This window comes from Pseudomonas sp. P1_C12, assembly GCF_056406435.1.
Window position 1 is genome coordinate 305,609 of the sequence record NZ_JBFUAE010000004.1, and the last position, 15,584, is coordinate 321,192.

The following is a 15,584-nucleotide window of genomic DNA, read 5'->3' on the forward strand; positions in this document are numbered from 1 at the left end:
CGGGGTTCGATTTTATACGGCTGCCGCTGGAGTCGCCGGGGCGCGGTGATAGGCCAGCCAGATCAGGAACAGCCCGCCGACGATCATCGGCACGCACAGCACCTGGCCCATGGTCAGCCAGTTCCAGGCCAGATAGCCCAGCTGGGCGTCCGGTACGCGGACGAACTCGACGATGAAGCGGAAGATGCCATAGAACAGCGCGAACATCCCCGATACCGCCATGGTCGGACGTGGCTTGCGCGAGAACAGCCAGAGGATCAGGAACAGTGCCACGCCCTCGAGGGCGAACTGGTACAGCTGCGACGGGTGACGCGGCAACTGCGCCGGGTCGCTGAACGGCGGGAAGATCATTGCCCACGGCACGTCGGTCGGCTTGCCCCACAGCTCGGCATTGATAAAGTTGCCGATACGACCGGCACCCAGGCCAATCGGCACCATCGGCGCAACGAAATCCATCAGCTGGAAGAACGACTTGTTGTTCTTTTTACCGAACCACAACGCCGCCAGCATCACACCGATGAAACCGCCGTGGAACGACATGCCGCCCTTCCACACTTCGAAAATCAGCGTCGGGTTGGCCAGGTAAGCGCTCAGATCGTAGAACAGCACGTAACCCAGTCGCCCGCCGACGATCACCCCCATCGACATCCAGAACACCATGTCGGAGAGTTTCTCCTTGGTCCAGGTCGGGTCGAAGCGGTTCAACCGGCGGGACGCCAGCAGCCAGGCGCCGCCGATGCCGATCAGGTACATCAGACCGTACCAGTGGATTTTCAACGGACCGATGGCCAGGGCCACCGGGTCGATCTGCGGGTAAGGCAGCATTGCGACTCCTCGTTAGAGTTCAAATCTTAAAAATTCCCGGGCGACGCTGCCACCTCAGGATTAAGCCAGGATTGCGCTGCCCGTCAGAGCAGATGCTTCAGACTAGAAAGTTCAGACCGACGCAGAACAGCAAAGCGGCAAACAGCCGTTTCAGCAACTTTGGCGACAGGTTGTGGGCCAGTCGCGCACCGAAGCGGGCGAAGACCATGCTGGTCAGGGCAATGCCCAGCAACGCCGGCAAATAAATGAAACCGAGACTATGGGCCGGGAGCAACGGATCGTGCCAGCCCAGAATCATGAAACTTAATGCACTGGCCAGGGCAATCGGCAGACCGCAGGCCGATGAAGTGGCCACGGCTTGCTGCATCGGCACGCTGCGCCAGGTCAGGAATGGCACGGTCAACGAACCGCCGCCAATGCCGAAAATCGCCGAAGCCCAGCCAATCACGCTGCCGGCCACGGTCAGACCGAGTTTGCCCGGCACGGTTCGGCTGGCCTTGGGTTTAACGTCCAGCGCCAGCTGAGCGGCGATCACCAGGGCAAATACACCAATGAGTTTCTGCAGATTGGGACCGGAAATCGCTTCCGCCGTCAGCGCGCCGAACCCGGCACCGATCAGAATGCCGACGGTCATCCACATGAAGATCGGCCAACGTACGGCACCACGGCGGTGATGCTCGCGTACCGCGTTGACCGAAGTAAAGATGATCGTCGCCAGGGAGGTACCCACTGCCAGATGCGTGAGGATCGACGGATTGAACCCTTGGGCCTTGAAGCTGAACACCAGCACCGGGACGATGATGATCCCGCCGCCCACGCCAAACAGCCCGGCGAGCACACCTGCACAGGCGCCGAGCGCCAGATAGAGCAGAAATTCCATTGTCGTCCCGCCCGTATCCCCAAAACCGGAGCGGCATGGTAACGGATGCATGGCCTCGAGCTCCACTGTGCAAGGCGATGGATCGATGAGCGATGTCTGCGTACAGTGAGCAAAAAACACACAAGGACAGCCTTATGTGCCTGATTGTCTTTGCCTGGCGCCCGGGTCATGCCCAACCGCTGGTCGTGGCGGCCAATCGCGATGAGTTCTACGCCCGCCCCAGCCTGCCTCTGGCGCCATGGCCCGAAGCGCCGCACGTACATGCGGGGCGCGACCTCGAGGCCGGTGGCACCTGGCTCGGTGTCGGTGCCCAGGGACGTTTTGCGGCGCTGACCAATATTCGCGATCCCCATCGACCGCCGGGGCGCAAGTCTCGTGGGGAGCTGGTAGCGCGTTTTCTCACAGGGGAAATGCCAATTGACGACTATTTAGCCGACGTTGTCGACCGTTCGCTGGAATATGGTGGCTTTAACCTGCTGGTCGGCAATACCAATGAGCTCTGGCACTTCAATCAACTGGAATCGGAAGCGGTGATGCTGGCCCCGGGGGTCTACGGGTTATCCAATGCCGGGCTGGATACGCCGTGGCCGAAACTGCTCAAAGCCAAGGCGGCGTTGAGCGAGGTGCTGGATGATCCGCAGCCTCAGGCGCTGTTGGCGTTATTGAGCGATGCGCAGACCGCACCGCTTGCCGAGTTGCCAGATACCGGCGTGGGGCTGGCCACCGAGACGTTACTGTCGAGCGTGTTCATTGCCAGTCAGAGTTATGGAACGCGGGCGAGTACGGCGTTGATTGTGCAGGCGGATGGGGCGCGGCATATGGTCGAGCGCAGTTTCGGGCCGTATGGCGGGCATCTTGGGGAAGTGGAGATCAGGCTTTAGTTTTGTGTTGCCAGGTCCGGCCTCATCGCGAGCAGGCTCGCTCCCACAGGGGATTTGCGTCGTTCACAAGTCCAATGTAGGAGCGAGCCTGCTCGCGATGGGGCCCTCGCGTTTTAGAGGGGCTTGATCGCCGCCGGATTGATCATCCGCGCCAACCCGAGGTTCTTCAGCGCCAGCTGTAACGAGCTGTGAATCACTTGCGGGTTGTCGATGGTCATTAGTTCCGCCAGCAATTCCTTGGCCTTGCTCAGGTTGATCTGGCGCAGCATCCACTTCACTTTCGGCAAGTTGGTGGCGTTCATCGACAGGCTGTCGAAGCCCATCGCCATCAACAGCACGGCCGCCGCTGGGTCACCGGCCATTTCGCCGCAGATGCTCACCGGCTTGCCTTCGGTATGGGCATCACGCACCACGTTCTGCAGCGCCTGAAGCACTGCCGGGTGCAAGTAGTCGTAAAGATCGGCCACCCGCGGATTGTTGCGGTCCACGGCCAGCAAGTACTGGGTCAGGTCGTTGGAACCGACCGAAAGGAAGTCCACTTGCCGAGCCAGCTCCTTGGTCTGATACACCGCTGCCGGAATTTCGATCATCACGCCAATCGGCGGCATCGGCACGTCGCAGCCTTCGTCGCGGACTTCGCCCCAGGCGCGGTGGATCAGATGCAAGGCTTCTTCCAGCTCGTGAGTGCCGGAGATCATCGGCAGCAGGATGCGCAGGTTGTTCAGGCCTTCGCTGGCCTTGAGCATGGCGCGGGTCTGCACCAGGAAAATTTCCGGGTGGTCGAGGGTGACGCGAATGCCGCGCCAGCCGAGGAACGGGTTGTCTTCCTTGATCGGGAAGTATGACAGTGACTTGTCGCCACCGATGTCCAGGGTGCGCATGGTCACCGGTTGCGGATGAAACGCGGCGAGCTGCTCGCGGTAGATCGCCAGTTGTTCCTTTTCGCTCGGGAAACGCTGGTTGATCATGAACGGCACTTCGGTGCGGTACAGGCCCACGCCTTCGGCACCGCGCTTCTGCGCCCGCGCCACATCCGCCAGCAAACCGGTGTTGACCCACAGCGGCATGCGGTGGCCATCGACCGTCACGCACGGCAGATCGCGCAGCGCATCCAGCCCCAGGGCCAGTTGTTTCTCTTCCTCGACCACCTCGGCGAACTGCTTGCGCAGCACTTCACTCGGGTTGGTGTAGACCTCGCCGTGGTAGCCATCGACGATCATCTGGATGCCGTCGACCTTGGAGTACGGCAGGTCGACCAGGCCCATCACGGTCGGAATACCCATGGCGCGGGCGAGGATGGCGACGTGGGAGTTGCCTGAGCCGAGCACCGACACCAGGCCGACCAGCTTGCCCTCCGGCACCTCGCCGAGCATCGCCGGCGTCAGTTCTTCGCTGACCAGAATGGTGTTGTCGGGGTAGACCAGGGTTTGCTGACGCTCTTCCTGCAAGTAAGCCAGCAATCGCCGACCAAGGTCCTTGACGTCCGAGGCCCGCTCGCGCAGGTAGGCGTCGTCCATCAATTCGAAACGGTTGACGTGATCGGTGACCACCTGGCGCAAAGCGCCCTGGGCCCACTGCCCGGTCTTGATCACGGTGGTGACTTCGCTGCCCAGCGCGGCATCGTCGAGCATCATCAGGTAGACGTCGAACAAGGCCCGCTCTTCCGGGCGCAGCTGCGTGGCGAGTTTGGCGGACAAGGTGCGCATGTCGGCGCGCACGCCTTCGATGGCGGTCTTGAACAAACCGAGTTCGGCGTCGATGTCGGTGATGTTCTTGTCCGGCACCACGTCCAGATCGGCGGGCGGCAGCATGACCACCGCCGTACCGACTGCCGCACCCGGCGAACCCGGAACGCCGATGAACTTGGCCTCCTGAATGCCTTTACCCTGACGGCCCAGGCCGCGGATCGAACCGGTGGCCTCGGCGTGGGCGATAACGCCAGCGAGCTGCGCGCTCATGGTCACGAGGAAAGCTTCTTCACCCTCATCGAACTGGCGACGTTCTTTTTGCTGGATGACCAACACGCCGACAACGCGGCGGTGGTGAATGATCGGTGCCCCGAGGAATGAGGCGAAGCGCTCTTCACCGGTCTCGGCGAAGTATCGGTAGCGCGGGTGATCCGCAGCGTTTTCGAGGTTCAGGGGTTCTTCGCGCGTACCGACCAGGCCAACCAGACCTTCGTTGGGTGCCATGCTGACTTTACCGATCGAGCGCTTGTTCAAGCCCTCGGTGGCCATCAGCACGAAGCGGTTGGTCTCGGGGTCAAGCAGGTAGACCGAGCAGACCTGGCTGCCCATGGCCTCTTTGACGCGCAACACAATAATCCCCAACGCCGCCTTGAGATCCTTGGCGGAGTTAACTTCCTGGACGATCTTGCGCAGCGTATTGAGCATGGCTCGGGGTCGAACTCCGTCGTCAGTCGCGCGCTAAAAGGCGCGGGGCAAGCTCTTTGAGAGCGCGTCGATACACCTCGCGCTTGAATGTCACCACCTGGCCCAACGGATACCAATAGCTGACCCAGCGCCAGCCATCGAATTCCGGTTTACCGGTCAAATCCATCCGCACCCGCTGCTCGTTGGAGATCAGGCGCAGGAGAAACCATTTCTGTTTCTGGCCGATGCACAGCGGTTGGCTGTGGGTACGCACCAGACGTTGCGGCAAACGATAGCGCAACCAGCCCCGGGTGCAGGCAAGAATTTCAACATCTTCGCGCTCAAGGCCCACTTCTTCGTTCAGCTCGCGGTACAAGGCGTCTTCCGGTGTCTCTTCGGGGTTGATTCCCCCCTGCGGAAATTGCCAGGCATCTTGATTGATTCGGCGAGCCCATAGCACCTGGCCGGCGTCATTCGTCAGAATGATCCCGACATTGGGGCGAAAACCATCGGGGTCGATCACGGCAACAACCTCGCAAACGCATGTCGCCGCATTGTTCCACAAAGGTTGTGAAGGCGGCAACGAAGGTTCCTACCTTATGTGCACTCTTGTGAAAAGACCGTATTCTTGTCGCCTTTTTACTGACTTTTCAGCGGGTAACTGCAATGCGCCTGGCTTTATTCGATTTGGACAACACCCTTCTGGGCGGTGACAGCGATCACGCTTGGGGCGATTACCTGTGCGAGCGCGGCTTTCTCGACGCCGTCGCCTACAAGGCTCGCAACGATGCGTTCTACCAGGATTACCTGGCCGGCAAACTCGATAATGCCGCTTACCTGAACTTCTGCCTGGAAGTTCTCGGCCGCACCGAAATGGCCACGCTGGATCAGTGGCACAGCGATTACATGCGTGACTGCATCGAACCGATCGTGCTGCCCAAGGCCATCGACCTTTTGGCCAAACACCGCGCAGCCGGCGACAAACTGGTGATCATCACTGCCACCAATCGCTTCGTCACCGGGCCGATTGCCGTGCGCCTGGGCGTCGAAACCCTGATCGCCACCGAGTGCGAGATGGTCGACGGCCGCTACACCGGGCGCAGCATTGATGTGCCGTGCTTCCGCGAAGGCAAGGTGACGCGCTTGAATCGCTGGCTGGAGGAAACCGGGTATACGCTGGAAGACAGCTACTTCTATAGCGACTCGATGAATGATTTTCCGTTGCTGGAGCAGGTGACCCATCCGGTGGCGGTTGATCCTGATCCGAACTTGCGGGCCGAGGCCGAGAAGCGGGGTTGGCCGGTGATTTCGTTGCGCGACTGATAAAGCAAAAGATCGCAGCCTTCGGCAGCTCCTACAGGGTATCGCGCACACCTGTAGGAGCTGCCGAAGGCTGCGATCTTTTTGGGTCAAACAGGCTTGGCCCCCATCAAACCGGCAATGGCAACAAAACAGACAAAACTGAACAACGCCAAGGCAAAGGTGAATTTACCTACACCCCCCGGCGTCTTGCGCAGTTTATTGAGGCGTACCAGCAACCAGAACCAAGCCAGCGCCGCCAAGGCGTAAAGCACACTGGACGCCAGCAACCAGGTCTGCCCCAATGGCCAGCCCACCAGATGCACCATCCACCAGCCGGTAAACGGCATGCTCAGCAGCGCCAACCCCATCAACAGCCAGACAAATACACGTGGCCGTTGCAGGGTGCGGCTTCCCGCCGTCGCATCACCCTTGCGCCGCGCAAGCAAAACCCAGGCTCCCAGACCCAGCGCACAAGCCAGCAATACAACAGTTGCCACCATGTGCGCCGCTTTCAGGGCAGTTAACGTTTCCATTGTTCGATTTCCTTATGACCCGCCCATCAGCGTAGCCCCTCAGCCAAGAAACAGCTGATAGGCCGGATTGTCGCTTTCGTCCCAGTACGGGTAACCGATTTCTTCCAGCGCCGCCGGTACCAGGTGGCGCTCGTCATGGGGCACTTGCAGGCCCGCGACGACACGGCCATCGGCCGCGCCATGGTTGCGGTAGTGGAACATCGAGATGTTCCAGCGCCCGCCAAGCTTGTTGAGGAAGTTGAACAGCGCGCCCGGACGCTCCGGGAATTCGAAGCGCAGGATCACTTCATCGACCACATGCGCCGCACGCCCACCCACCATATGGCGGATGTGCAGCTTGGCCAGTTCGTTGTCGGTCAGGTCCAGCACCGGGAAACCCTGCTCGCTCAGGCTGGCAATCAACGCGCTGCGCGGGTCGCTTTCCGGGTGGGTCTGCACACCGACAAAGATGTGCGCTTCGCTGCCGGTGTTGTAGCGGTAGTTGAATTCGGTGATCTGGCGCTTGCCGATGGCCTCGCAGAACGCCTTGAAGCTGCCCGGCTTCTCGGGAATGGTCACGGCGATGATCGCTTCGCGGCCCTCGCCCAGTTCCGCACGCTCGGCGACGTGGCGCAGGCGATCGAAGTTGACGTTGGCCCCGGAGTCGATGGCCACGAAGGTCTGGCCGCTGACGCCGCGCTGCTCGACATACTTCTTGATCCCGGCCACGCCCAAAGCGCCGGCAGGTTCGGTGATCGAGCGGGTATCGTCGTAGATATCCTTGATGGCTGCGCAGATTTCGTCGGTGCTGACGGTGATCACTTCATCGACATGGTCTTTGCAGATATCGAAGGTGTGCTGACCGATCTGGGCCACCGCAACGCCGTCGGCGAAGAGGCCCACGGTCGGCAGCACCACACGCTCGCCCGCCGCCATGGCGGCTTGCAGGCAATTGGAGTCATCCGGTTCGACGCCGATGATCTTGATGTCCGGGCGCAGGTACTTCACGTACGCCGCGATGCCGGCGATCAGCCCGCCGCCGCCCACCGGGACGAAAATCGCATCCAGTGGCTGCGGGTGCTGGCGCAGAATCTCCATTGCCACGGTGCCCTGCCCGGCAATGGTGTGGGGATCGTCGTACGGGTGAATGTAGACGTAGCCTTTTTCGTCGACCAGTTTCAGCGAGTAAGCCAGGGCTTCCGGGAACGAATCGCCGTGCAGCACCACTTTGCCGCCACGTGAGCGCACGCCTTCGACCTTGATCTCCGGAGTAGTTTTGGGCATGACGATGGTCGCCTTCACACCCAGCACCTTCGCCGCCAGGGCCAGGCCCTGGGCATGGTTGCCCGCCGACGCGGTGACCACGCCGCGAGCGCGTTCTTCGTCGCTCAACTGGGTCAACTTGTTGTAGGCGCCGCGAATCTTGAACGAGAACACCGGCTGCAAGTCTTCGCGCTTGAGCCAAATGCTGTTGCCCAGCCGCTCAGAGAGCTGGCGGGCAGTCTGCAGCGGGGTTTCTACGGCAACGTCATAAACGCGCGAGGTGAGGATCTTTTTGACGTACTGTTCAAGCATCGGAAAGCATCACTGAGCGGGTTGGGCAGGATCAAGGAGTCTAACCCGCATTTTGGCCGCACGACCACCAGTTGTAGGAGCGAGCTTGCTCGCGAAAAACGCAATGGCACCGCTGCACATCTATTTTCACGCGTTATCGTTCACGACCATCGTCGGATCGCCGCCCGGAGCAAGCTCGCTCCTACAAGGAACGGTCGACCTGCCAATCGGGCAATGACCTTCCCCGCCCCGAAGCCTATAATGCCGGCCTTTCGTTCCCTCCTCGGCACTCCGGAGCCCGCATGAACCAGGATCAACTCAAACAGGCAGTGGCTCAGGCCGCCGTCGACTTCATCCTTCCGAAACTCGACGACAACAGCATCGTCGGGGTCGGCACCGGCTCCACCGCCAACTGCTTCATCGACGCCCTGGCCCAGCACAAAGGTGCGTTCGACGGCGCGGTCGCCAGTTCCGAAGCCACCGCCGCGCGCCTCAAGGGCCACGGCATTCCGGTGTACGAACTGAACACCGTCAGCGACCTGGAGTTCTATGTCGACGGCGCCGATGAGAGCGACGAACACCTGAACCTGATCAAGGGCGGCGGCGCTGCCCTGACCCGCGAGAAGATTGTCGCGGCCGTGGCCAAGACTTTCATCTGCATCGCCGATGCCAGCAAACTGGTGCCGACCCTCGGTACCTTCCCGTTGCCGGTGGAAGTGATCCCGATGGCCCGCAGCCACGTGGCCCGCGAGCTGGTGAAGCTCGGCGGCGACCCGGTTTACCGCGAAGGCGTACTGACCGACAACGGCAACATCATCCTCGACGTGTTCAACATGCAGATCACCAATCCGGTGGAGCTGGAGACGCAGATCAATGCGATCGTCGGCGTGGTCACCAATGGTTTGTTCGCGGCGCGCCCAGCGGATCTGCTGCTGCTGGGTACCAGCGAAGGTGTGAAGACTCTGCGCGCGCAGTAAGCCACACACAGCCTTTGTAGGAGCTGGCTTGCCAGCGATAGCGGTGTAACAGCCAACAAACATGCTGAATGTCATGGCCTCATCGCTGGCAAGCCAGCTCCTACACAAGCAGGGCAAGCTTCAGGGTTGTCCCGGTTTCTTGAAAACGTAAAACAGGTTTGGCTCACTGACGAGGTAAAGCGTACCGTCGTCATCCATGGCAACCCCTTCCGCTTGCGGTACGTTTTTCTGCAAGCCGTGCTGCCCCTTGCTCAATGACATTGTACTCAGCGGACGCCCATCCACATCCAGTTCCAGAATCAATCGCGACTCATCCGATAGCGCCAGCAAATGCCCGCTGCGCTCGTCGTATTGCAAACCCGACAGGTCCCGCACAAACATCCCGGCATCACGCTTGGGGTCGTTGATCACGTGCACCGAGTAGGATTCTTCAGGATTGAATCGCGGAAAACCGTACACCTCATAGATCAGCATCGGGTCGCGCTCCTTGGCCACGAACAGGCGCTTGCCCACTGAATCGTAAGCCAAGCCCTCGAAGCCCTTGTTGCTGCCCATGTGTACACCAACAGTCATCTGTTCGGCGTCTGCCGCGTCGACGAAGGTCGTGTCCTGCTCCAGATGAATTTTGATCAACCGTTGCTGGCTTTCGTCAGTGACCACGTAGGTGTCCGCGCTGATGAACTCCACCGCCTCGGGATCGCCGAAACCGACCAGTGCCACACGACGCAAGATCCTGCCGTCGAGGGACAACTCGATCAACTCGCTTCGCTTATTGGTAACGGTGAACAGGCTGTCGCGCACAGGGTCGTAGGTCAATGCTGAAACGTTGTCAACCTGGCCATCGATCACCCGCGCCTCGGTCACGACCTGATAATGGTCCAGCCCCATGGACCGGGAACTCACCGGTTGCCACAGCGCGTGCAGATTGAACCAGGCACGCTCGAACAGGCGCTGGTATTGGCCGAGTGCAATCAACGCAATCAGCGAGACCACCGACAGGATCAGAATCAGGAATTTGAGGCGGGCAAATCGACGCATTCGGGGGGCTCAGGTTCAATACAGGCGGATGAAATATCACGCCTGTCTGAACTGAAGCTTAATGGCCGCCGGCCTTTTACGTACAGGCAATCAGCGCAGGCGCTGGTTACTTCTGTTTTTCGAAGCGATAAAACAGGTTCGGCTCACTCACCATGTACAGCGTGCCCGCTTCATCCATGGTCACGCCTTCGGCACGGGGAATGGTATTTTTCAGGCCGTTGAAGCCACGCAGCAGCGTAATGAAACTGACCTGCTCACCCTTCTTGTCCAGCTCCAGCAGCAGGTGCGAGTCGGCGGACAGCACCAGCATGTGGCCGGTTCGCGGGTCGATGGCCAGTGCCGACAGGTTGCGCATGTCCAGCGCATGACTGGCTAACTTCAGCTTGTCGCCGGAAAGGACCTTGCCGTCACCTTTCCAGGCAAACAATGCCGGCGGGCGCTCTTCGCCCAGCAGCAGCTGCTGATTGCGCTGATCCCAGGTGACACCTTCAAAGGCCTTGTTCTGGTCTTTGGAAGGCCCGAGGTCGTATGTCGGGAAATCGGTGATGTTCAGTTCGCGGGTGTCGGCATCGACCTTGACGATGGCGATCAGGTGGTCGCGCTCATCGACAATCGCCATTCGGCCGTCACCCAGCACGGTGACGCCTTCAGGGTTGCTCCAGCCGACCAACGGCATTTTGCGCAGCACATCGCCCTGCAAGTTCAATTCGACCAGAAACGGGTTCTTGCCCATGACCGAAAACAGGGTCTTGGTCTGGGGGTCGTAGGACAGATCCGACGCTTCGTCCTTTTCCATGCCAGGCAACGGCTTCGCATCGATCACCGCGCGGTAGTCCGGAAGCCAGATACTGGCCTGACGCTCGGCCGGGCTCTTGAATTGCTCTTTCACCCAGAGCAGGCCCCGCGCATCCCAATGCATGGCAAAGGCGACGCCATAGGCGACAACGGCCACCAGCAGCAGCCAGGTGTGCCAACGCAGGGCGAAGCGTGAGCGGCGGGCAGGTTTAAGCGTGGAAAGCGGAGAAGTGGCCATCGGAGAATGCGTTCCAGAAATTCAGGCTAGGGGTAATAGCTGTAGGAGCTGGCTTGCCAGCGAAAGCGGTGCAACAGACAACATGGATGTTGAATGTTAAGGCCTCTTCGCTGGCAAGCCAGCTCCTACATTGGGCGTGGCGTGATCAGCGAACGCTGCTGGTGAACCGACTGGCGCCCGGCAACTCCAGAACGATCTCATCACCGACATTCAGCGGACCGACGCCCACTGGTGTGCCAGTCAGAATCACATCACCGGCCTGCAACGAGAAGCAGCCGGCCATGTGCTGGATCATCGGCACGATCGGGTTGAGCATGGCGCTGCTGTTACCGTCCTGGCGTACTTCGCCGTTGATGGTCAGGCGAATGCCGATGTCGGTCAGGTCGGCAAACGTGCTGCCGGACACGAACGGGGCAATCACTGCCGCGCCGTCGAAGGACTTGGCGATTTCCCAGGGCAGGCCCTTGGATTTCAGCTCGGCCTGCTTGTCGCGCAGGGTCAGGTCCAGGGCCGGGGCGAAACCGGAGATGGCGTCGAGCACTTCTTCACGGCTCGGTTTGGTCGACAACGGCTTGCCGATCAAGACCGCGATTTCCGCTTCGTAATGCACCGAACCACGCTCGGTCGGAATGCTGAAACCACCTTCCAGCGGCACCACACAACTGCCCGGCTTGATGAACAGCAGTGGCTCGGTCGGCACCGGGTTATCCAGTTCCTTGGCGTGTTCGGCGTAGTTACGGCCGATGCACACCACTTTCCCCAGCGGGAAATGAATACGCGTACCGTCGACATACTGGTGCTGATAGCTCATTACCGACTCCTGCCTTCATGGATGCTTAAGGATTGCAGATCAAACCGCGAAGATCTTGCCCGGGTTCATGATGCCGTTCGGGTCGAACACTGCCTTGACCGCTTTCATGTACTCGATCTCGACCGGGGAGCGACTGTAGGTCAGGTAGTCACGCTTGGTCATGCCCACGCCGTGCTCGGCAGAGATCGAACCGTTGTACTTCTCGACGGTTTCGAACACCCACTTGTTGACGGTGGCGCACTTGGCGAAGAACTCGTCCTTGCTCAGGTTATCCGGCTTGAGGATGTTCAAGTGCAGGTTGCCGTCGCCGATGTGGCCGAACCAGACGATCTCGAAGTCCGGGTAGTGTTCGCCGACGATCGCGTCGATCTCTTTCAGGAACGCCGGAACTTTCGACACAGTGACCGAAATGTCGTTCTTGTACGGCGTCCAGTGGGAAATGGTTTCGGAGATGTATTCGCGCAACTTCCACAGGTTCTGCAGTTGGGTTTCGCTCTGGCTCATCACGCCGTCCAGCACCCAGCCCTGCTCAACGCAGTGCTCGAAGGTTTCCAGGGCGTGGTTGGCCACTTCTTCGGTGGTCGCTTCGAATTCCAGCAATGCGTAGAACGGGCAGTCGGATTCGAACGGCGCCGGTACATCGCCACGGGCCATGACTTTGGCCAGGGCTTTGTCGGAGAAGAATTCGAAGGCGGTCAGGTCGAGCTTGCTCTGGAAGGCGTGCAGCACCGGCATGATCGAGTCGAAATCGGCGGTACCGAGAACCATCGCAGTGAGGTTTTTCGGTGCGCGATCCAGGCGCATGGTCGCTTCGACCACGAAACCGAGGGTGCCTTCGGCGCCGATGAACAGCTGACGCATGTCGTAGCCGGTGGCGTTCTTGATCAGGTCGCGGTTCAGTTCCAGCACGTCGCCCTTGCCGGTGACGACTTTCATGCCAGCGACCCAGTTACGGGTCATGCCGTAGCGAATCACCTTGATCCCGCCGGCATTGGTGCCGATATTGCCGCCAATCTGGCTCGATCCTGCCGAAGCGAAGTCCACCGGGTAGTACAGGCCTTTTTCTTCGGCCACGTTCTGCAGATGCTCGGTGACGACGCCCGGCTGACAAACGGCCGTGCGGTCAGTGAGGTTCACGTCGAGGATCTGGTTCATGTAGTCGAACGACACGACCACTTCGCCATTGGCCGCCACGGCAGCGGCGGACAACCCGGTACGACCGCCGGACGGCACCAGCGCCACCTTGTGTTTATTGGCCCACAGGACAATGGCCTGGACCTGCTCGGTGGTCTTGGGGAACACGATGGCGGTCGGGGCCGGGGCGAAATGCTTGGTCCAATCCTTTCCGTAAGCATTCAGGGAGTCGGCATCGGTCAGCACCTTGCCAGGCTCAACCAGGGTCTTCAGCTCTTCAATCAGGGCAGGATTGGTCATCGACAGAACTCTCGAACAATTCATGGTCATCCTGAGAACGCTTCACGTCGCAGGAATGAGTGTTTAGCGGGGCGCATATGCTAGCATACCGACCCCGTAGGATAGTGCCCAAGGGCTATTCTGCGGCGACGGCTGTCATGCCGTTCGGGTCAGCGTCTGTTGACCATTTCCTGCCATTTTTCTCCGGGATACAGGTTTACGCAGATGAGCAAGACTTCTCTCGATAAGAGCAAGATCAAGTTCCTTCTTCTCGAAGGCGTCCACCAATCGGCTGTCGACGTCCTCAAGGCGGCGGGCTACACCAGCATCGAGTACCTCACTGGTTCTCTGCCGGAAGCCCAGCTCAAGGAAAAGATCGCTGATGCTCACTTCATCGGCATTCGCTCCCGCACTCAACTGACCGAAGAGATCTTCGATCACGCGAAGAAGCTCGTGGCTGTAGGGTGTTTCTGCATCGGCACCAACCAGGTCGACCTGGACGCTGCCCGCGAACGCGGCATCGCGGTGTTCAACGCGCCGTACTCCAACACCCGTTCCGTAGCGGAACTGGTGCTGGCCGAAGCGATCCTGCTGTTGCGCGGCATCCCTGAGAAGAACGCTTCCTGCCACCGTGGCGGCTGGATCAAGAGCGCGGCCAACTCCTTCGAAATCCGTGGCAAGAAGCTGGGCATCGTCGGCTACGGCTCGATCGGTACTCAACTGTCGGTCCTGGCGGAAGGCCTGGGCATGCAGGTGTACTTCTACGACACCATCACCAAGCTGCCATTGGGCAACGCTACTCAGGTAGGCAAGCTGCACGAGCTGCTAGCGATGTCTGACATCGTTTCGCTGCACGTACCGGAAACCGCCGCCACCCAGTGGATGATGGGCGAGAAGGAAATCCGCGCTATCAAGAAAGGCGGCATCCTGATCAACGCCGCCCGCGGCACCGTGGTAGAACTGGATGCCCTGGCGGACGCGATCAAGGACAAGCACCTGATCGGCGCGGCCATCGACGTATTCCCGGTGGAGCCACGCTCCAACGACGAAGAGTTCGAAAGCCCGCTGCGTGGCCTGGACAACGTGATCCTGACCCCGCACATCGGCGGTTCCACCGCTGAAGCCCAGGCCAACATCGGTCTGGAAGTGGCAGAAAAACTGGTCAAGTACAGCGACAACGGTACTTCGGTATCGTCCGTGAACTTCCCGGAAGTGGCCCTGCCGGCTCACCCTGGCAAGCACCGCCTGCTGCACATCCACGAAAATATCCCGGGCGTGCTCAGCGAGATCAACAAGGTCTTCGCCGAAAACGGCATCAACATCTCCGGTCAGTTCCTGCAGACCAACGAAAAGGTCGGCTACGTGGTGATCGACGTCGACGCCGAGTACTCGGACCTGGCGCAAGAGAAGCTGCAACACGTCAACGGCACCATCCGTAGCCGCGTGCTGTTCTAAAGAACAGCGGCGAGCTTGCATGTAATAAAAAGGGAGCCCCTGCGAAGGGGGCTCCCTTTTTTTATTTCACATTGACGGTGATCTTCTCGGAAACGATCGGCGGATCGAACGGCATGTGGTTGCTATCGCCCAGTTCAAGCTGCAGGGTGTGTTTGCCCGGCGTGAGCGTTATTTCAGCCTGGGTCTGCGCACCGCCGAAATGCAGGTGGTTGGCATCCTTGGGGATCGGCGCACCGGCGGCTGGCAGCTCATCGACGTCGATCAGCACATGGTGATGGCCGGTGTTCTTGGTGGTATCGCCCGCCGGTGCCAGGGCAATGTTCTCGACCGCGAACTTGACGACGACTGTCTGTGGAATCGTCGCACCGTCCGTGGGAGAAACAATGGACACTTCGGCGCCTTTCGGAGCCGGTGTTGCAGCACTGGCCAGCACCGAAACACCCATCAACAGGCCAGCCAAAGCAGCACGTGACATAAAGGTTTTCATTCTCTTCTCCAGTTTTTCCGTAAAATTCGCGTGGTCATGACAAC

General features: G+C 60.1%; 15 protein-coding genes. 4 read left to right on the top strand and 11 right to left on the bottom strand.

The window, feature by feature from the left end; translation table 11 throughout:
- Nucleotides 1-12 precede the first annotated feature (12 nt).
- Both lgt and AC1D19_RS08695 read right to left on the bottom strand, forming a co-directional pair.
- Nucleotides 13-825 (bottom strand): prolipoprotein diacylglyceryl transferase, encoded by an 813-nt coding sequence (gene lgt, locus AC1D19_RS08690; RefSeq protein ID WP_047534642.1) that lies wholly within the window; start codon nucleotides 823-825, stop codon nucleotides 13-15.
- Nucleotides 826-922: 97 nt separating this feature from the next.
- Nucleotides 923-1,705 (bottom strand): sulfite exporter TauE/SafE family protein, encoded by a 783-nt coding sequence (locus AC1D19_RS08695; RefSeq protein WP_477754013.1) that lies wholly within the window; start codon nucleotides 1,703-1,705, stop codon nucleotides 923-925.
- Nucleotides 1,706-1,839: 134 nt separating this feature from the next.
- Between AC1D19_RS08695 and AC1D19_RS08700 the strand changes: the two genes are divergently transcribed.
- Nucleotides 1,840-2,586: an NRDE family protein gene (locus AC1D19_RS08700; protein ID WP_477762966.1), complete on the top strand. Its 747-nt coding sequence runs from the start codon at nucleotides 1,840-1,842 to the stop codon at nucleotides 2,584-2,586.
- 113 nt (nucleotides 2,587-2,699) lie between these two features.
- On the opposite strand, the gene ptsP is transcribed toward AC1D19_RS08700, so the two are convergent.
- Together ptsP and AC1D19_RS08710 are read right to left on the bottom strand one after the other, a co-directional pair.
- Nucleotides 2,700-4,979 (bottom strand): phosphoenolpyruvate--protein phosphotransferase, encoded by a 2,280-nt coding sequence (gene ptsP / locus AC1D19_RS08705; protein ID WP_477754012.1) that lies wholly within the window; start codon nucleotides 4,977-4,979, stop codon nucleotides 2,700-2,702.
- A 22-nt stretch (nucleotides 4,980-5,001) separates the two neighbouring features.
- A complete protein-coding gene (locus tag AC1D19_RS08710) occupies nucleotides 5,002-5,481 on the bottom strand; it encodes an RNA pyrophosphohydrolase (RefSeq protein ID WP_003229203.1) in 480 nt (159 codons plus the stop codon).
- Nucleotides 5,482-5,624: 143 nt separating this feature from the next.
- Between AC1D19_RS08710 and AC1D19_RS08715 the strand changes: the two genes are divergently transcribed.
- Nucleotides 5,625-6,281 (top strand): histidinol-phosphatase, encoded by a 657-nt coding sequence (locus AC1D19_RS08715; RefSeq protein ID WP_477762967.1) that lies wholly within the window; start codon nucleotides 5,625-5,627, stop codon nucleotides 6,279-6,281.
- An 86-nt stretch (nucleotides 6,282-6,367) separates the two neighbouring features.
- Here AC1D19_RS08715 and AC1D19_RS08720 read toward each other — a convergent pair whose 3' ends face one another.
- Nucleotides 6,368-6,793, bottom strand: a complete 426-nt coding sequence (locus AC1D19_RS08720) for a DUF2269 domain-containing protein (RefSeq protein ID WP_477762968.1) — start codon at nucleotides 6,791-6,793, stop codon at nucleotides 6,368-6,370.
- A 39-nt stretch (nucleotides 6,794-6,832) separates the two neighbouring features.
- On the bottom strand, nucleotides 6,833-8,347 hold the full coding sequence (gene ilvA, locus AC1D19_RS08725) for a threonine ammonia-lyase, biosynthetic (protein ID WP_007982951.1): 1,515 nt from the start codon (nucleotides 8,345-8,347) through the stop codon (nucleotides 6,833-6,835).
- Between the two features lie 281 nt (nucleotides 8,348-8,628).
- Here ilvA and rpiA point away from each other — a divergent pair, with 281 nt between their 5' ends.
- Nucleotides 8,629-9,303 carry a ribose-5-phosphate isomerase RpiA gene (rpiA, locus tag AC1D19_RS08730; RefSeq protein WP_477762969.1) on the top strand — a complete coding sequence of 225 codons (675 nt, stop codon included), beginning with the start codon at nucleotides 8,629-8,631 and terminating at the stop codon, nucleotides 9,301-9,303.
- 120 nt (nucleotides 9,304-9,423) lie between these two features.
- Here rpiA and AC1D19_RS08735 read toward each other — a convergent pair whose 3' ends face one another.
- The 4 genes from AC1D19_RS08735 to AC1D19_RS08750 all read right to left on the bottom strand — a co-directional run bounded on the left by AC1D19_RS08735 (nucleotide 9,424) and on the right by AC1D19_RS08750 (nucleotide 13,619).
- Nucleotides 9,424-10,341, bottom strand: coding sequence for an SdiA-regulated domain-containing protein (locus AC1D19_RS08735; RefSeq protein WP_477762970.1), 918 nt, complete (start codon nucleotides 10,339-10,341; stop codon nucleotides 9,424-9,426).
- A 106-nt stretch (nucleotides 10,342-10,447) separates the two neighbouring features.
- Nucleotides 10,448-11,374 carry an SdiA-regulated domain-containing protein gene (locus AC1D19_RS08740; protein WP_477762971.1) on the bottom strand — a complete coding sequence of 309 codons (927 nt, stop codon included), beginning with the start codon at nucleotides 11,372-11,374 and terminating at the stop codon, nucleotides 10,448-10,450.
- 145 nt (nucleotides 11,375-11,519) lie between these two features.
- Entirely contained in the window at nucleotides 11,520-12,185 is a 666-nt protein-coding gene (locus AC1D19_RS08745) for a fumarylacetoacetate hydrolase family protein (RefSeq protein WP_007995532.1), read from the bottom strand.
- 39 nt (nucleotides 12,186-12,224) lie between these two features.
- The gene (locus AC1D19_RS08750; RefSeq protein ID WP_033052123.1) at nucleotides 12,225-13,619 is read right to left on the bottom strand and encodes an FAD-binding oxidoreductase; all 1,395 of its coding nucleotides are present in this window, start codon (nucleotides 13,617-13,619) and stop codon (nucleotides 12,225-12,227) included.
- Nucleotides 13,620-13,823: 204 nt separating this feature from the next.
- Here AC1D19_RS08750 and serA point away from each other — a divergent pair, with 204 nt between their 5' ends.
- A complete protein-coding gene (gene serA, locus AC1D19_RS08755) occupies nucleotides 13,824-15,053 on the top strand; it encodes a phosphoglycerate dehydrogenase (RefSeq protein ID WP_477762972.1) in 1,230 nt (409 codons plus the stop codon).
- A gap of 61 nt (nucleotides 15,054-15,114) precedes the next feature.
- Here serA and AC1D19_RS08760 read toward each other — a convergent pair whose 3' ends face one another.
- Nucleotides 15,115-15,540, bottom strand: a complete 426-nt coding sequence (locus AC1D19_RS08760; RefSeq protein ID WP_477762973.1) for a DUF4399 domain-containing protein — start codon at nucleotides 15,538-15,540, stop codon at nucleotides 15,115-15,117.
- Between the last annotated feature and the right edge of the window lie 44 nt (nucleotides 15,541-15,584).